The 20,759-nt window shown below is 67.4% G+C and carries 19 protein-coding genes and 2 pseudogenes; 15 read left to right on the top strand and 6 right to left on the bottom strand.

The window, feature by feature from the left end; translation table 11 throughout:
• Positions 1–230, bottom strand: a pseudogene (locus ACO1BU_RS25575) (IS110 family transposase); the annotation flags it as partial.
• Positions 231–360: 130 nt separating this feature from the next.
• Between ACO1BU_RS25575 and ACO1BU_RS25570 the strand changes: the two are divergent.
• Positions 361–951 carry a transposase gene (locus ACO1BU_RS25570; protein ID WP_424138802.1) on the top strand — a complete coding sequence of 197 codons (591 nt, stop codon included), beginning with the start codon at positions 361–363 and terminating at the stop codon, positions 949–951.
• Positions 952–1,059: 108 nt separating this feature from the next.
• Here ACO1BU_RS25570 and ACO1BU_RS25565 read toward each other — a convergent pair whose 3' ends face one another.
• The 5 genes and pseudogenes from ACO1BU_RS25565 to ACO1BU_RS25545 form a co-directional block, all read right to left on the bottom strand.
• Positions 1,060–2,190 carry a zinc-binding metallopeptidase family protein gene (locus ACO1BU_RS25565; RefSeq protein WP_424138801.1) on the bottom strand — a complete coding sequence of 377 codons (1,131 nt, stop codon included), beginning with the start codon at positions 2,188–2,190 and terminating at the stop codon, positions 1,060–1,062.
• A 218-nt stretch (positions 2,191–2,408) separates the two neighbouring features.
• The gene (locus ACO1BU_RS25560) at positions 2,409–3,218 is read right to left on the bottom strand and encodes a transglutaminase-like domain-containing protein (RefSeq protein ID WP_424138800.1); all 810 of its coding nucleotides are present in this window, start codon (positions 3,216–3,218) and stop codon (positions 2,409–2,411) included.
• A 912-nt stretch (positions 3,219–4,130) separates the two neighbouring features.
• A pseudogene (locus ACO1BU_RS25555) lies at positions 4,131–4,798 on the bottom strand (IS6 family transposase).
• Positions 4,799–5,045: 247 nt separating this feature from the next.
• Positions 5,046–6,020: a Bug family tripartite tricarboxylate transporter substrate binding protein gene (locus ACO1BU_RS25550; protein WP_424138799.1), complete on the bottom strand. Its 975-nt coding sequence runs from the start codon at positions 6,018–6,020 to the stop codon at positions 5,046–5,048.
• The gene (locus tag ACO1BU_RS25545) at positions 6,017–7,615 is read right to left on the bottom strand and encodes a class I adenylate-forming enzyme family protein (protein ID WP_424138798.1); all 1,599 of its coding nucleotides are present in this window, start codon (positions 7,613–7,615) and stop codon (positions 6,017–6,019) included. Before ACO1BU_RS25545 ends, ACO1BU_RS25550 begins: the two co-directional genes overlap by 4 nt.
• A gap of 130 nt (positions 7,616–7,745) precedes the next feature.
• Here ACO1BU_RS25545 and ACO1BU_RS25540 point away from each other — a divergent pair, with 130 nt between their 5' ends.
• The 14 genes from ACO1BU_RS25540 (at position 7,746) to ACO1BU_RS25475 (ending at position 20,757) form a co-directional block, all read left to right on the top strand.
• Positions 7,746–9,893 (top strand): acetate--CoA ligase family protein, encoded by a 2,148-nt coding sequence (locus tag ACO1BU_RS25540; protein ID WP_424138797.1) that lies wholly within the window; start codon positions 7,746–7,748, stop codon positions 9,891–9,893.
• Between the two features lie 72 nt (positions 9,894–9,965).
• Positions 9,966–10,406, top strand: coding sequence for a hypothetical protein (locus ACO1BU_RS25535; RefSeq protein ID WP_424138796.1), 441 nt, complete (start codon positions 9,966–9,968; stop codon positions 10,404–10,406).
• Complete coding sequence (locus ACO1BU_RS25530; protein WP_424138795.1) at positions 10,403–10,804, top strand: MaoC family dehydratase; 402 nt, start codon at positions 10,403–10,405, stop codon at positions 10,802–10,804. The genes ACO1BU_RS25535 and ACO1BU_RS25530 overlap by 4 nt, the downstream gene beginning before the upstream one ends.
• The gene (locus ACO1BU_RS25525; protein ID WP_424138794.1) at positions 10,801–11,640 is read left to right on the top strand and encodes an enoyl-CoA hydratase/isomerase family protein; all 840 of its coding nucleotides are present in this window, start codon (positions 10,801–10,803) and stop codon (positions 11,638–11,640) included. The genes ACO1BU_RS25530 and ACO1BU_RS25525 overlap by 4 nt, the downstream gene beginning before the upstream one ends.
• Positions 11,637–12,794: a thiolase family protein gene (locus ACO1BU_RS25520; protein WP_424138793.1), complete on the top strand. Its 1,158-nt coding sequence runs from the start codon at positions 11,637–11,639 to the stop codon at positions 12,792–12,794. The genes ACO1BU_RS25525 and ACO1BU_RS25520 overlap by 4 nt, the downstream gene beginning before the upstream one ends.
• Position 12,795: 1 nt before the next feature.
• Complete coding sequence (locus ACO1BU_RS25515) at positions 12,796–13,230, top strand: Zn-ribbon domain-containing OB-fold protein (protein WP_424138792.1); 435 nt, start codon at positions 12,796–12,798, stop codon at positions 13,228–13,230.
• Positions 13,231–13,310: 80 nt separating this feature from the next.
• On the top strand, positions 13,311–14,297 hold the full coding sequence (locus ACO1BU_RS25510; protein ID WP_424138791.1) for a Bug family tripartite tricarboxylate transporter substrate binding protein: 987 nt from the start codon (positions 13,311–13,313) through the stop codon (positions 14,295–14,297).
• A 142-nt stretch (positions 14,298–14,439) separates the two neighbouring features.
• Entirely contained in the window at positions 14,440–15,156 is a 717-nt protein-coding gene (locus ACO1BU_RS25505) for a TetR/AcrR family transcriptional regulator (protein WP_424138790.1), read from the top strand.
• A 111-nt stretch (positions 15,157–15,267) separates the two neighbouring features.
• Positions 15,268–16,533 (top strand): ABC transporter substrate-binding protein, encoded by a 1,266-nt coding sequence (locus ACO1BU_RS25500; protein WP_424138789.1) that lies wholly within the window; start codon positions 15,268–15,270, stop codon positions 16,531–16,533.
• A 61-nt stretch (positions 16,534–16,594) separates the two neighbouring features.
• Positions 16,595–17,497, top strand: coding sequence for a branched-chain amino acid ABC transporter permease (locus ACO1BU_RS25495; RefSeq protein ID WP_424138788.1), 903 nt, complete (start codon positions 16,595–16,597; stop codon positions 17,495–17,497).
• Positions 17,494–18,462, top strand: a complete 969-nt coding sequence (locus ACO1BU_RS25490) for a branched-chain amino acid ABC transporter permease (RefSeq protein ID WP_424138787.1) — start codon at positions 17,494–17,496, stop codon at positions 18,460–18,462. The genes ACO1BU_RS25495 and ACO1BU_RS25490 overlap by 4 nt, the downstream gene beginning before the upstream one ends.
• The gene (locus ACO1BU_RS25485; RefSeq protein WP_424138786.1) at positions 18,459–19,274 is read left to right on the top strand and encodes an SDR family NAD(P)-dependent oxidoreductase; all 816 of its coding nucleotides are present in this window, start codon (positions 18,459–18,461) and stop codon (positions 19,272–19,274) included. The genes ACO1BU_RS25490 and ACO1BU_RS25485 overlap by 4 nt, the downstream gene beginning before the upstream one ends.
• Positions 19,271–20,041 carry an ABC transporter ATP-binding protein gene (locus ACO1BU_RS25480; RefSeq protein WP_424138785.1) on the top strand — a complete coding sequence of 257 codons (771 nt, stop codon included), beginning with the start codon at positions 19,271–19,273 and terminating at the stop codon, positions 20,039–20,041. Before ACO1BU_RS25485 ends, ACO1BU_RS25480 begins: the two co-directional genes overlap by 4 nt.
• The gene (locus ACO1BU_RS25475) at positions 20,038–20,757 is read left to right on the top strand and encodes an ABC transporter ATP-binding protein (RefSeq protein WP_424138784.1); all 720 of its coding nucleotides are present in this window, start codon (positions 20,038–20,040) and stop codon (positions 20,755–20,757) included. Before ACO1BU_RS25480 ends, ACO1BU_RS25475 begins: the two co-directional genes overlap by 4 nt.
• Positions 20,758–20,759: the final 2 nt, after the last annotated feature.

The following is a 20,759-nucleotide window of genomic DNA, read 5'->3' as shown; positions in this document are numbered from 1 at the left end:
GGAGCGATCAGCCTCGTCTCATGCCCGCATGCCGCGATGAGACGTGCCCAATGGTGGGCTGCCCCGCAGGCCTCCAGGACCACGATGCACCTCCCCTGCTGCTCAAAGAAGGGTAGGAGCTCGCGGCGGCCCAACTTGCGCTTGAGGACAGCTTTGCCAGATTTATCCACAGCATGGATCTGAAAAACAGACTTCGCCGTGTCCAGTCCAATCATGGTGATCGGCATCATGGGGACCCCCTCTCGCCGGATTACGAAGGCCCACAGATTGGCACACCGGTGCCGCTCAGGCCGTCCACCCCATCTGAGCCGCCGCGCCGAGGCGCTGGACGTGCCACGGCCCAGCCGCGGGCGAGAGCCCGTGCACTTGCTGGTGGACAGCACCGGCCTGCGGCTGTGTGGACCTGGCGAGTGGCTGGTTGAGAAGCATGGGACACGGAGGCGTCGGTCGTGGCGGAAGCTCCACCTCGCCACGGACGCCGACACCGGCCGGATCGTCGCGTCATTGCTGACAGACCTGGATGCCGACGATGGTTCGCAGGCTGGCCCGCTGCTTGAGCGGGCCGACGTTCCCGTTGCTTCATTCACCGCCGACGGCGCGTTCGACCGTGATGACGTTTACGCCGAGGTGGCGGCGCGGCACCCCGACCCGGACGTCATTGTGCCGCCACGCTCGAGTGCCGTGCCGAGCGGCACTGCCGAGATCGACCCGACCCGGCGTGACCGTCATCTACAGGCGATCGCTGAGCGCGGGTGCATGGACGGGCAGAGGACGTCCGAATACATCTGGCGCGCTCTGGTTGAGGCCGATGCCTCGCGCTGGAAGCGCGTCATTGGTGACGGGCTGCGCTGTCAGCGCAAGGGACGTCAAACCACCGAGGTGGCCATCGCCACGAATGGCCTGAACCGGATGCTGGACCTGGGACGCGCAGAGTACGTCCGCATTGCATGAGCCTGGATGAGGGCAAGGGCGTCATGCGATTGCACCTCCGATCCATGCACCAAGGTCCCGCCGCATCAGACACTGCCACCGGCCGGCCCGGTGCGGAGGCCGGCGGCTTCAACTCGACCGGTGCTCCTGTACGAGCCCGTGAATAAAGCAAAGCTTCTCGACGGCCAGCGGGGACAGGACGAAGGGATACAGGTCCGGCTGTCCCATGGAGCGGTTCAGGCTGTTGGCGGCTTGGGACAGGGGCAGCCAGTTCTCGATCATCAGATCGAAGGCCGGGGGCCGGTAAGGGTCGAACTCGGTGACTGCCCGGAAGCGTCTGGCGCCGTTGCGCGGATGGATCTCCATGCCATGTGCCGCTGCGGTTTCCAGCGTATCGACCATATGAAGGTAGTGCGCCCAGGACTCCGCGAAGTCCTCCCAGGGGTGGGCCGTGGCGTATGCGGTGATGCAGCACGACTGCCAGCCGGCAGGGGGCCCGTCGGCGTAGTAGGTCCGCAGAGCCTGGCTGTAGTCCACACCTTCGTCGCCGAACACCGCGCGGCAGGCCTCCACTTTGTCTCCGTCGCGGACCAGCCGGTCCCAGAAGTAGTGCCCGGTCTCGTGCCGTAGATGTCCAAGCAAAGTGCGGTAGCGCTCACCTAGAACCTTCCGCATTCGCTCGCGCTCGACATCGTCGGCCTCGCGCAGCGCGATGGTGATCAGGCCGTTGCTGTGGCCTGTCACGACGCGCGGCGCATCAGGGTCGGGTGGGTCATCCAGGAAATCGAATGCCAGGCCATCCCGCTGTTTGTCTCGGGTGAGCAAAGGTAGCTGGAGCTTCACCATAGAATAGAAGAGCCGGTGTTTGGCGCCCTCGAGCTTCCGCCAGCGAGCAAGGTTTTCTCTTTGCGTCGGGTCGGAAATGCAGCGGTTGTGGCGGCATGCCAAGCAGAAGCTGTCCTTACTCTCGGCGGGAACCATCCAGTTGCAGACCTGAAGCTGGGCATTGCTGCAGAACCGGTAGCGCCGCCCAGGCCAGACACGAGCGAGCCAGACCTCCGCTTCGCTATGCAGCGCTTTGGCCGCATCCTGAAGCCCCACCTGCTGCAAGGCCTCGACGAGTTCGGGGCTCACCTCGGGCTCCAGGGCGGACATGAGACCGACCTCGGGCAGATAGCCCACATGCGAGGAGCAGGTTCCGCAGCGGGTATTCTCAAAGTAGACCGTCTCACCGCAAGCCTGGCACCTGAACAGTCTCATTCAATCCCCCAAAAGGGCGCCATCCAGAGGCGATAGTGCTCCTGGGATGCTTCGGCTCCGCCTCGTCCGGCTCGGCCAGAGCGTTCTCCCGGAGGCTGATGATCCTCCGGATCATGAGCATAGATCAGTGGGCACTCCTGGACCGGGGCCTTCCCCCGACTTTCGAGGGCGCGGCGTTCGGGCAGCTGAGGAGCCCTTCCGGAGGAGTGGGGCGCGGATCAGCCGGGAACCTCGTCCGTCTGCACAGCGAAGCTGATCAGGATGTTCGGGCCGAAGGTGGTCGTGATCGCCACATCCGTCGCATCTTGCCCGCGCGCCAAGAGGACGCGACCAATCCGCGGTGTGTTGTTACGCGCGTCGAAGACATGCCAGGCTCCACCAAGATAGACCTCAAACCATGCGGCGAAGTCAGGAACCCCCCAGGGTTGTGGCGTTCCCATGTCCCCCAGGTATCCGGTGCAGTAGCGTGCAGGAATGTTCAGGCAGCGGCAGAACGTGATGGCGAGATGGGCGTAGTCTCGGCACACGCCTGTTCCCTCACGGAAAACTTCGGCAGCAGTGCGCGTGGACCGGGCGGCTTGGTAGTCAAAGGAGATATGGGCATGAACGTAATCGCAAATCGCCTGCACGCGCGCCCAGCCTGGGGTCAGTTCACCGAAAAGCCGAAAGGCCGTATCGGACATCAGATCCGTTTCGCAGTACCGGCTGCCGAGTAGGAAACCGATTGCCTCGTCGGGCAGGTCTTCGATGCGGTGTTCCATTGCGGAAGGAGCCAGTACATCCGGCAGGCCACTGTCCTGTACCAGCGCGCTGTTGGACAGGGTGAAGCGCCCGGGAGGTGCGACCAGGCGGGTTCCAATATTTCCGAACTTGTCCGTATACGAGAAGGCCGGAACCGGTGGATCGAAAACCGGCCTCTCGGGAACAAGAATGTCACTTGCTCGACTTGGATGAACACTGAGCATCATCACCATCGGCGTGGCTTGCTGAAGCTCGTAGACGAGTTTGTATCCGACCTGGATATGCATGCGGCTTCCCTCGATGAATGGCAGCGCGCAAGTTCAGCAAGGCCCCAGTGGGCGGTGCATGGGTTCTTATCGCGGGCGAGGCCTGCTGATAGCGCAATTTCGAGGCAAATGTCGATGAACGTTAGCGGAGCGTTCCAGAATGGCAGAGGCAACCAATGAGCGCTGCTCGTGGCATTGTAGCGTCGTTTGACCCTGGCCGGAACGGAGCTGCCCGGCTGCTTTGGCCGGATGTCGTCTGAGAGCATGGGCAACGTGTCTGATGAGAAGACGAGTTAGCTCGCCCGATGGAGGGTGTGGCAAAATGACGGGTCCACTTGGACGCACGTCCCTATCGCCTGCCCCGGAAGGCTCTGCCACCGGACGCGCTGGCACTCGATGCCCGCCATCAGGTGCGGCGCGGACGTAAGTGCCCGTACATCGCGGCGTTCCGTCGCAAAGATCCATCGCCCGTAAATAGCCGTGACATGAGCGATATCACGCGGCGGGCTGGGACAGCTCGGCAGGCAAGATGGCTGGGGCCCGCATGTCTCGTCCCGAGCCTGATCCTTCCCGATCATTGCGATTGCCTCGCAGCCCGCCAGAGTTCGTCAAGATTTATGGAGACTGCCGAAGCCGAGCCCCGGTCTGACGAGGCGTTTCACGCACCGCTGGTCCTGCTGAGGGTGATACCTACTACCAGCACTGGATTTCAGCCCTGGAGGTCCCCGTCGCCACCAAGCAGGTGACAGATGGCGAAGCACTGCAGCGGCATGAGATCTGGGACCGGGCTGCCCATGCCACTGCTCAACGGTCAGCCCATCCTTCTCAATAATGATTCGCTGCACAGCCAAGCCACCCTAACGGGCGCCGTCCTCGCCTGGGATGTGTTGCAAAGTATGCGGCGGGCCGCGAACCGCCTGGATAGCAGGCGGGTCAGGCAGCAACCTGGAACAGCTCGGCGACGAAGCTGGCTTGGGCCCGGATGTCGCACCCGTCGGTCTTCCGAAGCTGCCCCTTCCTTACCATCGCCAACACCTCGTAGCCTGCCAGTGTTCGTCGTGCTGTATGGAAACCGCCGAAACCAAGCCCCGGTCTGACCAGGCGTTTCACGCGCCAGTGGTCTTGTTCCACAATATCATTGAGAATCTTGACCTGGCGTAGCTGCGAGCGTCGCCACAACCTTCCGTCCTCTTTTATTTGCTCGGCGGCGCAGGGGTGTAGGCGGGGTTCTTGTCCACCGTGATCGTGCGCGGGTTCACCGTATGTGGCTGCCCCAGCGCCTCGCGAAAGAACCGCTTCGCGGCCTCAGCATCCCGCTTGGCCGAGAGCAGGAAGTCGATGGTCTGGCCGCGGCTGTCGACCGCGCGCTACAGGTACATCCAGCGGCCCTTCACCCGAACGTATGCCTCGTCGACCCGCCACGAGCCGTTCGAGGCACGAAAGTGCGGCCGGATCCGCTTCTCGATCTCCGGCGCGTAGGCCTGGATCCAGCGAAAGAGAGTGGTGTGCGCGATCTCCGCGCCGCGGCCGGCGAGCATCAGCTCGAGATCGCGGTAACTGATTGGGAACATGAGGTACCACCGGACCGCCCAGAGGATCACCTCCGCAGTGAACTACCGTCCCTTGATGAATTGATCCGGCCTCACCAAAGCCACTCTCCGCCGTGTCGCCATGCCCAGATTTGCACCTGCCCGGGGCAGCGCCGCAAGTTCGCAACAGAACCCTTCCATCAATACCTCATGTGGACGAACGTCTCGACATTCACAGACTTAAACTCGCCACACTCCGCACCGTAGCGCAGGCTTCCGCCGGCCACCGCCTCTCAACTTGCCAATGCCCGCTCGAGCGCTATTCGAGCCGGATATTCGCGGCGCGGATGAGTTGTCCCCAGTTCTGGATCTCACGCGCGAGATAGGCGTGCAGGTCGGCGGGCCCGCTGTGCAGCAGGTCGACGCCGCGGTCGCGCATGGACCCCACCAGCTCCGGATCCGAGGTTGCGGCCTGTAAGGCCCTCGCCAAGCGCGCTATAACCGGCTCGGAAGTGCCGGCCGGCGCGAAAAGGCCCTGCCAGAACACGGCCTCATAGCCCGGCACCTGCTCGGCGATGGCGGGCGCCTCGGGAAATTGCGGCAGCCGCTCGGCCGTGCTCACCGCCAGCACCTGCGCGACCCCGTCCCGCAGCAGCGGCGCGGAATCCAGCACCGTCGCGAAGAAGGCGTGCACCCGGCCGGCGCGCAGGTCCATCAGGGCTGGCGCGCCGCCGCGATAGGCCACGTGCTCCATGGTCACGCCCGCGCGCTGATTGAGCAGTTCCAGCGCCAGATGGTTCACAGCCCCAGTGCCGGAGCTGGCGAAGTTGACGTGCCCCGGCTTCGACTTCGCATAAGCCAGGAATTCCCGCAGGTCGCGCGCCGGCACGTCTTTTCCGACTAACAGGATGAAGGGACTCCGATAGGCAAGGCCGATGGGGGTAAGATCGCGCATCGGGTCGCGCGGCGGTAGATGGGGCAGTGCCACATGGTTGGTGGCCAGGCTGTTGGAGGCCATTAGCAGGGCGTAGCCGTCGGGCGCCGACTGGACGACATGGGCGGCGGCAACGGAGGTTCCCGCGCCGGGCCGGTTGTCCACCACCAGTGTCTGCGAAAGCTCCCGCCCCATGCGCTGCGCAATGGCGCGCGTGACGACATCAGAGATGGCGCCTGGCGGGAAGCCAACGGTGACGGTGATCGGGCGCGCGGGGAATGTCCCGCGTTGCTGGGCGGCCGCGGTGCGCGGCGGCAATGGCGCCGCGAGCGCAGCGGACAGCAGGTGGCGTCGTTTCATTTGGCGTTCTCCCCTCGATTGTTCTTGGTTCCATTCCGCAGCCGGGCCTCTAGCGTGTGCCGCTGGACCTTGCCGCTGGTGCTGCGGGGGAATTCGGATTCGGGCAGGAAGTGCACGGCCTTCGGAACCTTGTATCCGGCGATCGCGCCTTGGCACAGCGCGACAACATCGGCCTCGCCCAGCGCCGCGTCGCGCGGGGCGACGAAGGCTACGGGCACCTCACCCCAGCGCGCATCGGGCTGGCGCACGACGGCAGCCTCCGCGATCCTGGGGGATGCCAGCAGGACACGCTCGATCTCGGCCGGGTAGATGTTCTCCCCGCCCGATTTGATCAGGTATTTGCGGCGGTCCACGAAGTCATAGGTGCCGTCCGGGTTGCGGCGGAAAACGTCGCCCATATGATACCAGCCGCCGCGGAAGGCCTCCACATTTGCCTCCGCATCGCCCCAATAGCCGCTGAACAGGCCGGGGCCGCGGCAGGCGACCTCCCCGGGCTCGCCATCGCGGACATCCTGCCCGTCCTCGTCCACGAGGCGCACGAGCCAGTAGGCGCTGAGCTCCTTCGAGAGCCGCTCCGGAACGACGCCGATCGGGATGCGGCCGCGGCTGAGCGGCGCAGAGCCGGTTTCGGTGGAGCCAAAGGAGTTGCGGAACGGCGCCTGGAGAAGTCTCGTGACCTCGGCGATCTCCTGCAGGGGCACTAGGTCTGCCATGCTGCCGCATACGCCGATGCCCAAGGGTTTGCGCGCGCCGCCACGGAGTTCGGCGATCATGCGGGAGAACATGCCGGGCATCAGGGCCAGCCAGCCGATTCGCTCGCGCTCGACGAGATCGGCGATGGCGGGCGGGTCGAAACCGTCCATCACGATCACCTTGGCGCCATGCATCATAGCGGCCAGGCTGCTGTCCGTGGCGCCCATGTGAAACAGCGGCGTCCAGGCAACGAAGGCGCGGTCGGGAAAGAACACCTCGTCCATCCTGGCGATCGCGCCGCGCGCGATCATCGCGCGGTGGCTGATGACGGCGGCCTTGGGCAGGCCGGTCGTGCCGCTGGCGTAGAGGATTACAAGCCCGTCCTCCGGCTCCGCCATGTCGGGCGCGGGACCGGCGGGCGTGGCACGGATCAGCGCCTCGTATTCCCCGCCCAGCACCAACGTCTCGGCCAGGGTCGGCTCGATTCCCCGTAGGCGGTCCGTGTGGCGCTCAGAGACGAAGACGAGCCGCGGCGCCACGAGGCGCAGGCAGTGGGCGAGTTCAGCGTCGGACTGCCGCCAGTTCTGACAGGCGAGAATGGCCCCGGACTGCGCGGCAGCGAGCTGCAGCTCGATATACTCCCGCCGATTCTCCGAAAGGAGGGCGATCCGGTCCCCGCGCCGCACGCCCCGGGCATGCAGAGCATGGGTTAGGCGGTGGACGCGCGCAGCGAGATCCTCGTAGCTGAGGACGCCCGAGCCATCCTCGATAGCGATGCGGCTTCCGGCCCTTCCGGCCTGCTGATGGAACAGGGCCGCGACTGTCAGGCCTGCGGCCCGGGCCGCAGACGCTGACGCGCCGACACCCTGGATCGACGGCCACATTTGGCCCGGCACCGTCATGAGGCTCCCTCCCTGGTCTTTGACACCTTCTTAGGAACTGCTTTAGCCTCATTCTTGGAAAAGAAAAGTAATTCTCGGAGCAGAATTCTGGCCGCACGGACTGGAGGCGGCGAGATGGATGGAGGACGCCATGTCCGTCGTGACCCTGCCCGCATGCTCCCGGCCGGCCGATGGTTCCAGGGGCGAGGCATGGCTCCGCAAAGCGCTGTTCCGGCCTGATTCGATCGCCATCATCGGCGCCTCATCCGATCCTGCGAAGCTTGGCGGACGGCCGGTGGATTACCTGAAGCGCTTCGGCTTCGCTGGCCGGATCTATCCCGTGAACGGCTCCGGCGGGATGGTGCAGGGGCTGCCGGCCTTCCGCAGCGTCGCCGATCTTCCGGAAACGCCGGATCAGGCCCTGGTGATCGTGCCGGCCCATGCCGTGGAGGCGGCGCTTGAAGCCTGCGCCGCACGGGGAATTCTCCTGGTGCAGGTGCTCTCTTCCGGCTTCGCCGAGGAGGGGCCCGAGGGTGCCGCGCGGCAGGAGCGGATCCTGGCCTTGGCGCGTCGCGCGGGCATCCGCATCACCGGGCCGAATGCGCTCGGCTCCGTCAGTGTGCCGGACGGGCTTTTTGCGACCTTCACCACCACGCTGGACAGCATGCGCTTCCGACCCGGCCGTGTTGCCTTCGTGACGCAGAGCGGCGCCTTCGGCTCCCATGCCTATGCCTGCGCGCATCTGCGCGGGATCGGGATGAGCCGTGCGGTCGCGACCGGCAACGAGGCCGACCTGGACGTGGCCGAATGCATCGCCCTGCTGGCCGGTGACGAGGGCACCTCGGTAATTTGCGCGGCGCTGGAGGGGTGCCGGGACGGCACGCGGCTGCGCACGGCGCTGCTGAAGGCAGCCCGGGCGGGCAAGCCGGTGATCGTGATGAAGGTGGGCGCCAGCGAGGCGGGGGCGGCCGCGGCGGCGACGCATACGGGCTCCCTGGCCGGCGAGGACCGCGTCTATGACGCCGTGCTGCGCGAGGGCGGCGCCTGGCGCGCGCAGAGCATCGAGGAGATGATTGACATCGCCCAGCTTTGCAGTCTGGGCCGTATGCCCGGCGGGCGGGATGTGGGCATCGTGTCCATCTCCGGCGGAATCGGTGTGCTGATGGCCGATGCCGCGAGCACGGCTGGCCTTTCGCTGCCGCCCTTCCCGCCGGAGGTGCTCGGCGCAGTCGCCGAAAGCCTACCCGCAGCGGCCGGGGTCAATCCGGTGGACACCACGGCCAATGCGATCCCGCGGATGGATGCCGTGGAGACGCTGATCGGCAGCGTGTTGGAGCGCACGGCCATCCCGACTGTCGTTACCTACTTTGCCCATACGCTGCGGAACCCGGCCCTGTTCGCCAAGGTGGAGCAGGGGTTCCGGCGGCTGCGGCAGCGTTATCCGGATCGCCTTCTCGTCGCGGTCACCACGCAGGACGAGACGGTGCGCGACCAGCTTGGGGAGATCGGCATTCCCGTTTTCGATGATCCCTCGCGCGCAATGCGCGCAGTGGGGGCGGCGTCGGCCCTGCCAGGGCTCCAGGCCGCGGCCGAGGCGCTGCCCGCTGTGTCGCCGCCCTACGGCGGGGCGATCGATGCGCGGCACGAGGCAGGCGCCAAGGCGCTGCTGGCCGCCGCCGGCGTCCCGGTTCTTCCCGAGCGGGTCGTGACGGATGCGGCCGGGGCAGTGGCGGCGGCCGAGGCGGTCGGCTACCCGGTGGTGGCAAAGATCCTGTCGGAGGACATCCCGCACAAGACGGAGATTGGTGGCGTCCTGCTTGGGCTGGCGGATGCCGCCTCAGTCGAGGCGGGCTTCCGGTTGTTGATGGACCGGGCGGGCGCGCATGCCCCCATGGCCCGGATCGATGGCGTGCTCATCGCGCCAATGGCGGGCAAGGGACTGGAGACCATCATCGGCGTCCAGCAGGACCCGGTCTTCGGCCCGATGGTGATGTTCGGGCTGGGTGGCATCGCGGTGGAGTTGTTCCAGGACGTCGCCTTCGGCTCCGCACCGCTCTCGCCAACACGCGCCGCGCGCCTGGTCGACCAAGTGCGGGGCGCCTCCCGGCTGCTCCAGGGCTGGCGCGGTGGCCCGCCGCTCGACCGCGATGGGCTGATCACCGCCCTGTGCCGGGTTTCGGAGCTGGCGGCCTCGCGGGCGGCGGAGATCCGCTCGGTCGAGATCAACCCACTCCTCGTGCGCCCCGAGGGGGCCGTGGCGCTCGATGCCCTGGTCGTTTCGGGGCCGCCAGCCGTTTGACACCCGCGAACCGGGCGGCCTAGTCTGTCCATAAAGAAAATAGATATTCGCTAAGGCGAATGGGAGGGCTCCTTGGAGGCAGGCACTGGTGCCGGGCGCGCGCGCCAGGAGGCGCCGCCACCGGGCGGCTCCCCGACCCTCTACGACGACTTCGTGCCTGGCCAAGTGCTGGGCAACGCGACCTACAGGCTCGATCCGGCAGTGGTCGCGCAGTGGCGCCGCCTCTTCCCGGCGGATGACCTGGGCGAGCTGATGCCGCATGGCATGGTCGCGGTCGTCTCCATGCGGGCCTATGGAGACGTGGTCCCCCGCCGTCCGCCCGGCAACATCCATGCGAGCCAGCATTTTGACCTGTTCCGGCTTCCCCGGATCGGCGGGAAGCTGGTGACCACCATGACCTGCGCCGCCAAGGAGATCCGGCGCGAAAGGCGGCGCGTCACCCTGGCGATGGAAACCAGGGGCGCCGAGGGGTTGCTTTTCACCGGGCGGATGACCGTGCTGTGGGCGGCATGACCCCCGCCCCGGCCGCGCTGCCCGCGGTGAGCCTCCACGTCGATCACGAGGCGGTGCTCGCCTATGCCGCGATCACCGACGACTTCAACCCCGTCCATGTGGATGAGGCCTTCGCCGCCGCCACGCCCTTTGGCCGTCCCATCGCGCATGGGATGCTGTCGCTGAACCTCATCTGGCAGTCGCTCCGGCAGGCCCTGGGAAGCGAGGTGGCGGTCTCCCTCGACATCCGCTTCGTGCGGCCCGTGCTGACGGGCACGCGGGTGACGGCCGGCGGCGCCGCGCGCAGCGATGGGCCCGGCTACGAGGTGTGGGTCCGCGACGAGAGCGGCGAGGCCGTGATCACGGGCGTGGCCATCCCGCGTGGGGAGGGGACAACGGCGGAGGGCCATGGGGCATGACGCGGGAGAATGAGCCGCAGACGGACGGCTACGAAGCCGTCCGCTGGGCGATGGATGACGGGATCGGGGTCCTCACCCTCCACCGTCCGGAGAAGCGCAACGCGCTGAACGCCCGCATGCGGGAGGAGATCGCCGATGTCGTGGCGCGGGTGCGGCAGGATCGCGCCCTGAAGGCGCTGGTGATCAACGGTGCGGGCGGCGCCTTCTGCGCCGGCGGCGATCTGGCGGCGCTGGAGGCGGTACGCGGCGACCTGGAGGGTGCGCGGGCGCGAATCCGGGCGCTGCACACTTGGTTCCCCGAGCTGGTGAACCTGGAGAAGCCCGTCATCGCCGCGGTGGACGGGCCCGCCTTCGGTGCCGGGTTCATGCTGGCGCTGGCTGCGGATTTCGTGCTGGCAAGCTCCCGTGCGAGCTTCTGCGCCGTCTTCGCCCGTATCGGCCTCGTGCCGGATCTCGGCGCCTTCTGGCTGCTGCCGCGCATTCTCGGCCTGCAGCGCGCGAAGGAGCTGGCGATGACGGCGCGCACGGTGGGGGTGGACGAGGCCCGCTCACTCGGCATCGTACTTGAGATCCACCCGCCGGAGCAGCTGATGCATCGCGCAATGGCTTTCGCCGGGCGCTTTCGCCATGCCTCCACCGTGGCGCTCGGCATGACGAAGAGCGCGATGAACCAGTCCTTCAACCTCGACCAGCGCGCCCTGGCGGAGATGGAGGCCTTCGCCCAAGCCATCGCGATCAACGGTTCCGACCACCGAGCCGCTGTGGACTGCTTCCTGTCCAAGCAGCCGCTAGACTTCGATTGGGACCGGATGGACCGGGAGGAGGGCGCCCGATGAGCCCTGGGCGCGCTGTCATCACCGGGGCCGCCGATACAGCGGTGGGCGAGCTGCCCGGATCGACCTGCATGGGACTCCATGCCGAGGCGGCCGGGCTCGCCCTGGCCAATGCGGGGCTGCGGCCCGGCGACATCGACGGCGTGCTCTGCGCCTATTCCTTCAGCGAGCCGCATCTGATGCTCGCTTCCGTGTTCTGCGAGTATTTCGGCGTCCAGCCCGCCTATTCCGCCGCAATCCAGGCGGGCGGCGCCACGGGCTGCATTATGATGATGCAGGCGGCCGCGCTGGTGGAGGCGGGGATCTGCCGGCATGTGCTCGTCGTCGCGGGCGACAACCGCCTGACCGGGCTTTCGCGCGACCGCGCCGTGGCGGCGCTGTCCGAAGTCGGGCATCCGCAGTTCGAGCGGCCATTCGGCGTGACGGTTCCCGCCCTCTATGCGCTGGTAGCGCGCGCCTACATGCATGAATACGGCGCGACGCCCGAGCACCTAGCCGCCATGGCGGTGGCCAGCCGCACCCATGCGGTGCGAAATCCCAAGGCGCAGATGCGGGCGCCGATTACGGTGGCCGATGTGCTGGCCAGCCGGCCGATCGCGGAGCCGCTGCGGCTGCTCGATTGCTGCCTGATCTCCGATGGCGGCGCGGCGCTGGTGGTCAGCGCGCCGGATGCGGCGTGGGACACGGCGCGCCGGCCGGTCACGCTGCTGGGAACCGGGCAGAAGAACACGCATGAGCATCTGGTCGCCGCCCCGAGCCTGACGGATTTCGGCTGCCGCGAGAGCGCGGCCCAGGCCTTCGCCCGCGCCGGGGTGAAGCCAGCCGACATCAATGTAGCCGAGATCTATGACAGCTTCACCGTGACCCTGCTCGTCGAGCTAGAATCCATCGGCTTCTTCGAGAAGGGGGAGGCGGGGCCGGCGGCGCTGGCCGGTGCGCTCGACCTCGGCGGACGCTTGCCCTGCAACACCCATGGAGGGCTGATGTCCTACGCGCATTCCGGTGCGGCGGGCGGGCTGTTTCACGTGGTGGAGGCGGTGCGGCAACTTCGCGGAGAGGCGGCGGCGCGGCAGGTGCCGGATGCGGAGCTGGCCTTCGTTCATGGCGATGGCGGCATCCTCTCCGCCCATTGCTCGCTCGTGCTGGGGAGGAGCTGAGATGGCGGAGCTCCCTGCCAAGCCGCTTCCGGTGCCCAATGCGGATACCGCGCCCTTCTGGGAGGGCGCCGCGCGCGGCGAACTACGGCTGCAGCGCTGCGCCGCCTGTGGTCAGGCCCAGTTTCCGCCGCGCGCCCTCTGCGCCCACTGCCACGCGCCGGCCCCGAGCTGGGAAGTGGCGAGCGGGCGCGGGTGGCTGGTGAGCCACACGCGCGTGCACCGCCCGCCCTCGCCGGCCTTCAAGCCCGACCTACCCTATGTGGTGGCGCTCGTGGCGATGGAGGAAGGGCCGCGGATCATGGTCAATCTCCGTGGCGCGGCGGCGGAGGAGCCGCGGCTCGGGGACGCGCTGCGTATCCGCTTCGACCCGCCCGCCGGCCCGCATAACATCGCGCTCCCCTATGCCGAAGCCGAGGAGGAGCCCGGGCAGCCGTAGGGAACCTGGCGGACCCAGAAGAGTCCCGCCGGCTGCGCAGCGAACGAACCATAACGACAGTGCAGGATGGAAACAGTCCGATGATCGTTCTTCCGCGCCGCGCCGCGCTTATGGTGCCCCTTGCAGGTCTGTTGCCTGCCACCGGACGGGCGAGCAACTGGCGGCCGAGCCAGCCGATCAAGCTGCTTGTCGCCGCGGCGCCGGGCGGCACCACCGATATCATGGCCCGGCTGCTGGCGGCGCATCTGCAGTCACGCTGGGGCGCCTCTGTAGTGGTGGACAACAAGGGCGGCGGTGGTGGCACCATCGCGGCGACCGAGGTCGCCCGCGCGGCGCCGGATATGCTGACGCTGCTGAGTTCCAATATCGGCCCGCAGAGCATCGCTTACTCGCTGTTCCGCAATCTTCCCTACAAACCTGAGAACTTCCAGCCCGTCTCTAACATGATCCGCACGGCGAATGTGCTTGTGCTGCACCCGTCGGTGCCCGCGTCCACCGTACCGGAATTCGTCGCTTATCTCCGCCGCAATCGGGGCAAGCTGACCTACGGCACGGCGGGTGTCGGTCAGTCCCCGCATGTCTGCGGTGCCTGGTTCAACCAGCTCACAGGCACGGAGGCTGCGCCAGTGCATTACCGAGGCTCGGCGCCGGCCATGCTGGACCTGATGGCCGGCAACATCCAGTTCATGTTCGACAATCTCTCCACGGCGATCCAACAGGTCAGAAACGGGAAGGTGAAGGCCCTTGCCGTCACCAGCGCGGAGCGCAATCCGCGCCTGCCCGACATTCCCGCGCTGCGGGAAACCATGCCGGAGTTGGCCGAGTACGAGATGAATTCCTGGTTCGGTATCTTCGCCCCCGCTGGCGTGCCCCGCCCCGCGCTGGAGGCAGTGAACCTGGAGATTAAGGCGCTGCTCGCGACGCCTGAGGCAAAGGCCCGGTTCGATGAGATGGCCGGCACGCCCGCCTATGGCACGCCCGAGGAGTTCACGGCTTTCGTCAACAGCGAGATCGAGAAGTGGGGCGCGGTGGTGCGGCGCGAGGGTGTGCAGATCGACGCGACCTAGCCGGGCACTCCGGATCGGGGCGGCCTTGTCGCGCATGTCGGAGGCGGGCACAAGCTTGATCTGCCCCGCCGATCCCGTCATCGATGCGTGCCCTGGGCTTTGGTGCCCGTTTCCTGGAGAATCCGCATGCTCCGGCGCCGCCATGCGTGCCCCGCCCGCCCACGAGCCGGAGCCCGGCGCGGCTGTGGCTGACCGGCGTTCCGGGGTACCTGAGACGGCCCCCCCCCGCGGCAAGCGCCAGCAGAACAGCGAGCGCGTGCGCCGCGCTCTGTTCGATGCCGCGGCCCGTGTGGTGGGCGAGTTCGGCTATGCAGAAGCCTCCATCGCACGGATCACCGAGGCTGCCGGCGTGGCGCAGGGCACCTTCTACAACTACTTCGCCTCACGGCAGGATCTCCTCGACCAGCTGCTGCCGGTCCTGGGCGAGGAGATGCTGGCGCATATCGCGGCGGAAGTTCACGGGGTGACCGGAGAGGTCCAGCGGGAGGAGCGCAGGTTCGCCGCCTTTTTTAACTTCCTGCAGCAACGCCCGGCCTTCTTCGGGATTCTGAACGGGGCGGAGCTTTTCGCCCCGGAGGGGTTCCGAAAGCATTTTAAGAACATCGCCGAAGACTACCTAGCCGCGCTCCGCCAAGCCCGTGCGCGCGGCGCGCTGCCTGGCTTCACGGACGAGGAGCTGGAGCCGCTCGTTTTCCTACTCATGGCCATGCGCAGCTACACGAGCATGCGGTACGCCTATACCGATGACGGCCAAATAAGGCGCCCTCCCGACGCGCTGTGGAGCGCCTATTCCAAGTTAATCCGTCACGGCTTGGCGGGCGCCGATCCTGCACCGGGAAAGGCGGAAAAAAATGAATGACCGCTCACCTTTCTCGTTGACGCCCGGACCTCGCGGCACCTAGCCTTCCTTTCGCGGCGCCTCGAAGCGCCCATGGTTACTGGCGGAAAGCCGGACCCAAGGGAGAGAAACATGTCCAAAGCCGATCCTGGCGGCCCGAGCCGCCGCGGCCTTCTCACGGCGTCGGTGGGAATGGGCGCCGCCTCTGTCACGGGCTTCCCCATGATCGCCCGGGGCCAGGGGCGACGACCCATCCGCATCGGCATGCCGACCATCCTCTCCGGGCGCGTCGCGCAGCTCGGTATTTCCTCCCGCGATGCGGTGCTGATGGAGGTGGAGAAGTTTAACGCCGAGGGCGGGCTGGAGGGTCGGCCGATCGAGGTGATCGTGCGCGACAGCCGCGGTGTGCCGGCGGAAGCGGCGCGGCTGGCCCGCGAGATGATCAGCGACGGCGTGGATATCCTGTTTGACGGCGAGCCCTCCTCCGGTGGCTTCGCGGTGCATGAGGTGGTGCGCGAGACGGGCACGCTGACACTGCACATCAACACCGAAACCTCGGCGATGAGCGCCGATCCGAAGCAGCGGTTCTGGAACGCGTTCCGCGTCGCGCGGCAGGGCATCCATGATTCCATCGCAGGCGGCGTCTATGCGGCGGAGATCGTCAAGGCTAAGAACCTCCGTCGCTGGATGACCGTCTCGCCGGACTACGCCTATGGCCGGGACACGACGGCCGAGTTCATGGAGTACCTGAAGTATTTTGCCTCGGATGTGCAGGTGGTCGGTGAGACCTGGCCGAAGCTGTTCCAGCCGGATTACACGGAGAATGTAACGCGCCTCGCCCAGGGGCGTCCGCAGGCTGTTTACTCCTGCCTCTGGGCCGGCGACCTCGTTGCCTTCGTGGAGCAGGCGGCGCTCTACGGGCTGTTTAACCAAGCCCAGTATTTCGCAGTTAACATGGCGGACTACACCACGCTGAAGCAGATCAAGCAGCTACCGCGCGGCGTACATTCCGGCAACCGCTACCTATCCAGCTACCCGGCCCAGCCGACCAATGCTGCCTTCGGGCGGGACTATCACCGCCGCTACAACAACTATCCCACCAACTGGGCCTGGCAGGCCGCGACGGCGGTGCATCTGACCACCGCCGCGCTGAGAAAGGTGGGCGGCACCGACCCGCGCCAGCTGGCCGCGGCGCTTCGCGGCTTGACCATCGATAGCCCCTTCGGCGCCGACGGAAAGGTGACCATGCGGGCCGAGGACCAGACGCTGGTGGGCTACGCCATAGGCTGGGGCACGACCATCCCCGCCGAGCCTTATGTTGAGGGTATTAAGACGGCCGACTGGAACCAGATCGCCCAGCTCGAGCAGGAATGGAAGAAGGGCAAGGGCTGGGCCTGAGCCTTTCCTCCGGGACCGCGTCGCACGCGGCCCTCCGCCTTTCCTGCCTGGAGCGTGCTTCATGGATCTCGGCGAACTCGTGGCCTGTATGGGCTCACTCTCCTGCGTAGTCACACAGGTTTCGGCGGGCCTCACCATCGGCCTTCTTCTCTTCCTCGTGGCCTCCGGCCTGACGTTGATCTTCGGCGTGCTGGGGCTAGTGAACTTCGCCCACGGCACGCTCTACATGCTGGGTGCCTATTTCGCCCTATCCGCCTATGGCCTGACCGAAAGCTTCCTGGTGGCGACGGCTGCCGGAGCCCTCGGGGTCGCGGTCTTCGGCCTGCTCATGGAACGCACCCTGTTCCGCCGCATTTATGGCGCGGACGTGCTGATGCAGCTCCTTGTCTGCTACGCCATCATCCTCATCATGGATGATGTGGTGAAGATCGTCTGGGGTGGCGACTTCCTGAAGATGGACATGCCGGAAACCTTTCGGCGCCCCCCGCTGCTGATCGGCGGCGGCATCGTCCCGCTCTTCTATCTAGTCCTCTTCGGGATCACCCTCGCCGTGGCGCTGCTTCTCGCGCTGGGGATGAGCCGGACGCGCTTCGGCCGCACCGTGCGTGCCGCGGCGGTCAATCCGACCATGGTGGCCTCGCTCGGGGTGAATACCAGCCTCGTCTTTGCGGCCGTCTTCGCCATCGGCGCCGGGCTGGCCGGGCTTGCGGGCGCGCTGTCTGCGCCGATCCGCTCCGTGGTACCCGGCGCGGGCGTCTCGATCCTGATCGAGAGCTTCATCGTGACGGTGATCGGCGGCATGGGCTCGATCGGCGGCGCGCTGGCCGCGGCGCTGCTGATCGGCCTTACCCGGTCCTTCGGCTCTATCGGCTTCCCTCTGTTCACGGAAGGGCTGATGTTCCTGATGATGGCCGCCATCCTGCTCGTGAAGCCGAGCGGCCTGGCCGGGAAGCACCTGGCATGAGGCGCCTCTCCGGCTGGCGCGGCGACGCGCTGATCGCCCTCGGCGCGCTTCTCGTCGCCGTCGCGCTCGTTTTCGGCCTCGGCTCGAACGGGCTGGTGGACTTCATCATCCGCTTCGGGATCTTCGGCCTCCTGGTGCTGTCCCTGAACCTGCTGATCGGAACCGCCGGCCTCGTCTCCTTCGGCCATGCTGCATTCTTCGGCAGCGGAGCCTATGCCTTTGGACTTCTGATGCAGTCGGGCGGCTGGTCAGTCCCGGCAGCCATTCTCGCGGCCCTGCTCTGGAGCGCGCTGCTCGCCCTGGTCATCGGGGCGCTTTGCGTGCGCCTGTCGGAGATCTATTTCGCCTTCCTGACGCTCGCCTTCCAGATGCTGATCCATTCCATGGTCATCTCCTGGGTCTCCCTCACGGGTGGCGACCAGGGGCTGATGGGCGGCGTTCCCAAGCCTCCCTTCCTCGGCATCGAGTTGGCACGGCCCGCGCATCTCGCGCTCTTCGCGGCCGCCTGCCTGGCTGTGGCCGCGGTGCTGCTGCGGCAGGTGATCCGCTCGCCCTTTGGCGTGGCGCTGCGGATGCTGCGCGACAACCCGCAGCGCGCAGCCTTCCTGGGCCTCTCCGTCTTCCGCTACCGCCTGGGCGCATTCGTCATCGCAGGAACCTTCGCCGGGCTCTCGGGCGTGCTGATGTCGCTCTATGTCTCCGGCGCCTTCCCGACCTTCCTATACTGGACCACCTCGGGCGAGGCGCTGTTCATGATCATGCTGGGCGGCATCGGCACCTTCCTCGGGCCGCTGCTCGGCGCGGCGACCTTCCTCTTCATCAGCGACCGGATCACCGCCTTCACCGAGCATCACGGGCTGTTCTTCGGCGCCGTGCTGCTGCTGCTCGTCCTCGGCCTGCGGAAGGGCATGCTGGACTGGGCGGTGGAAGTATGGCGCAGCCGGCGGGAAAGGCAGAAGGCATGAGCAACCCCCCTCTTGCCGGGCGCATCGCCGCCGTCACGGGCGGTGCCAGCGGCATCGGAGCCGCCTGCTGCCGCATGCTGGCCGAGCGCGGCGCCCGGGTCGCCGTGCTGGATATCGACGCGGCACGTGCGGCGGCGCTGGCCGGCGATCTGAAGGGCGCCTCCTTCGCGCTCGATGTCGGGCGGATGGATGCGAACGAGGCCGCCGCCGCCGAGGTCGAAGCGGCGCTCGGCGCGCCGGACATCCTCGTGACCTGCGCGGGCATCCTCCAGCGCCCGCTCCGCGCCGAGGCGCTGGACGAGGCGGAAGTCGAGCGCGTCATCCGGGTGGACCAGATCGGCACGTGGAACTCGGCCGTGGCCTTCGGGCGGCGCATGGCGCTACGCGGGCGGGGATCCATCGTCACCATCGCCTCCATCGCAGGCATCCGTTCCATGCCCCTGCACGCCTATTCCCCCGCGAAGGCTGCCGTCATCGAGATGACGCGCTGCCTCGCGGCCGAATGGGGGCGCTCGGGCGTGCGGGTCAATGCCGTCTCGCCGGGCTTCACCCGCACGCCGGGGCTGCAGGCCCAGATCGACCGCGGCGAGCGCGACGTGTCGCGGCTGGAGGGAGCGAGCGCCCTCGGCCGCATGGTGACGCCAGGGGACATCGCCGAGGCCGTCTGCTTCCTGGCCTCCGACGCCGCCGGGGCGATCACCGGCATCAACCTGCCGGTGGATGCCGGCTGGCTCGTCGCCGGATCCTGGGCGACCTATGGCGAGTTGCCCGGCCCGCGCGGCAATGCGACGGCGGAAGGGGGAGGGGCATGAGAGGCGGCGCGCTCGCGCTGCAGGGGCTGCGCCGCAGCTTCGGCGGAATCGTGGCGACCAACGACGTCACGCTCGATTTCGCCGCCGGCTCGCTCTCCGCGATCATCGGGCCGAATGGCGCGGGCAAGACCACCTTGTTCCACCTGATCACGGGCATGATTGCACCGAGCGCCGGCCGCGTTCTGCTGGATGGCCAGGACATCACCGGGCTCGACCGGCAGGCCATCGTCCGCCGGGGCATCGGGCGCGCCTTCCAGGTGGCCAATCTCTTCCCCAGCTTCACCGTGGCCGAGAGCCTGGCCGCAGCCATCCTGACGCATGAGGGCCGCACGGCGAACCTGTTCCGCGCCTTCCCGCCGCGCGACGTTGCCCTGCGGGCGGAGGAAGTGATGGAGCTGTGCGGCCTGCGGAACTTGGCCGGCACGGTCGCGCGCCAGCTCTCGCATGGTGACCAGAAGCTGCTCGACATCGCCCTGGCCCTCGCGCTCGACCCGAAGGTGCTGCTGTTGGACGAGCCGACTGCCGGCATGGGGCCGGATGAGCGCTGGCGCATGATCGACCGTGTCCATGGCCTCTGGCAGGCGCGGCGGATGACCCTGATCTTTATCGAGCACGACATGGACATCGTCTTCCGCATCGCGGAGACGGTGCGGGTGCTGCGCTATGGCACGGTGCTGGCGCAGGGAACGCCCGAGGAGATCCGGCGTGATCCCGCCGTCATCGAGGCCTATCTCGGCAGCGAGCACGCGCTGGAGACGGCGCCGTGAGCGGGCCGGTCATCGAGCTGTCGGTGGACGGGCTGGACGCCGCCTATGGTGCGAGCCAAGTGCTGTTCGGCGTCTGCTTCGAGGTCGGGCGCGGCGAGACGCTGGCGCTGATGGGGCGCAATGGAGCGGGCAAGAGCACGACCTTCAAGGCGATCGCCGGCGTCCTGCCCCCGCGCGCCGGCCGCGTCAGCCTGCGCGGCGAGGATGTGGCGGGACGCAAGCCCTATCACATCGCCCGCTGCGGCATCGCCTATGTGCCGGAGGACCGCCAGGTCTTCCCCGAGCACACGGTGGAGGAAAATCTAGAGATCGCGCAGAAGCGCGGCCCGGATGGCGGCGCGAACTGGACCGTGGCCCGTGCCTTTGACAGCTTCCCGCTTCTGGTGCCGCTGCGCCGGCGCCTGGCCGGGCGCCTTTCGGGCGGAGAGCAGCAGATGCTCACCATCGCACGCGCGCTGATGGGAAACCCTGCCGTGCTTCTGCTCGACGAGCCCTCTGAAGGACTGGCGCCGCTGATCGTGGCCGAGATCGGCCGCCTGATCCGCGAGCTGCGCGCCGCCGGCACCACCATCGTCCTCGCTGAGCAGAACAGTCGCTTCTGCCTGGCCGTCGCGACCCGCGTGGCCGTCATCGACAAGGGCAGCATCGTCTGGAGCGGCAATGTCGCGCAGTTCCAGGCCGACCCCACGGTGCAGAGCCGATACCTCCAGGTGTGAAT

Origin of the sequence: Roseomonas chloroacetimidivorans, assembly GCF_049629625.1 — a bacterium.
In the GTDB taxonomy this organism is placed as follows: domain Bacteria; phylum Pseudomonadota; class Alphaproteobacteria; order Acetobacterales; family Acetobacteraceae; genus Roseomonas; species Roseomonas chloroacetimidivorans.
Note: the sequence above shows the minus strand (reverse complement) of the source record. Positions and strands in the feature narration are given on the sequence as shown.

What these genes read in the sequence shown, in the direction of transcription:
- ACO1BU_RS25565 (WP_424138801.1), bottom strand. Translation starts at nt 2,190, where the DNA reads ATGAGACTGTTCAGGTGCCAGGCTTGCGGTGAGACGGTCTACTTTGAG.
- ACO1BU_RS25560 (WP_424138800.1), bottom strand. Translation starts at nt 3,218, where the DNA reads ATGCATATCCAGGTCGGATACAAACTCGTCTACGAGCTTCAGCAAGCC.
- ACO1BU_RS25550 (WP_424138799.1), bottom strand. Translation starts at nt 6,020, where the DNA reads ATGAAACGACGCCACCTGCTGTCCGCTGCGCTCGCGGCGCCATTGCCG.
- ACO1BU_RS25545 (WP_424138798.1), bottom strand. Translation starts at nt 7,615, where the DNA reads ATGACGGTGCCGGGCCAAATGTGGCCGTCGATCCAGGGTGTCGGCGCG.
- ACO1BU_RS25540 (WP_424138797.1), top strand. Translation starts at nt 7,746, where the DNA reads ATGTCCGTCGTGACCCTGCCCGCATGCTCCCGGCCGGCCGATGGTTCC.
- ACO1BU_RS25530 (WP_424138795.1), top strand. Translation starts at nt 10,403, where the DNA reads ATGACCCCCGCCCCGGCCGCGCTGCCCGCGGTGAGCCTCCACGTCGAT.
- ACO1BU_RS25525 (WP_424138794.1), top strand. Translation starts at nt 10,801, where the DNA reads ATGACGCGGGAGAATGAGCCGCAGACGGACGGCTACGAAGCCGTCCGC.
- ACO1BU_RS25520 (WP_424138793.1), top strand. Translation starts at nt 11,637, where the DNA reads ATGAGCCCTGGGCGCGCTGTCATCACCGGGGCCGCCGATACAGCGGTG.
- ACO1BU_RS25515 (WP_424138792.1), top strand. Translation starts at nt 12,796, where the DNA reads ATGGCGGAGCTCCCTGCCAAGCCGCTTCCGGTGCCCAATGCGGATACC.
- ACO1BU_RS25510 (WP_424138791.1), top strand. Translation starts at nt 13,311, where the DNA reads ATGATCGTTCTTCCGCGCCGCGCCGCGCTTATGGTGCCCCTTGCAGGT.
- ACO1BU_RS25505 (WP_424138790.1), top strand. Translation starts at nt 14,440, where the DNA reads ATGCGTGCCCCGCCCGCCCACGAGCCGGAGCCCGGCGCGGCTGTGGCT.
- ACO1BU_RS25500 (WP_424138789.1), top strand. Translation starts at nt 15,268, where the DNA reads ATGTCCAAAGCCGATCCTGGCGGCCCGAGCCGCCGCGGCCTTCTCACG.
- ACO1BU_RS25495 (WP_424138788.1), top strand. Translation starts at nt 16,595, where the DNA reads ATGGATCTCGGCGAACTCGTGGCCTGTATGGGCTCACTCTCCTGCGTA.
- ACO1BU_RS25490 (WP_424138787.1), top strand. Translation starts at nt 17,494, where the DNA reads ATGAGGCGCCTCTCCGGCTGGCGCGGCGACGCGCTGATCGCCCTCGGC.
- ACO1BU_RS25485 (WP_424138786.1), top strand. Translation starts at nt 18,459, where the DNA reads ATGAGCAACCCCCCTCTTGCCGGGCGCATCGCCGCCGTCACGGGCGGT.
- ACO1BU_RS25480 (WP_424138785.1), top strand. Translation starts at nt 19,271, where the DNA reads ATGAGAGGCGGCGCGCTCGCGCTGCAGGGGCTGCGCCGCAGCTTCGGC.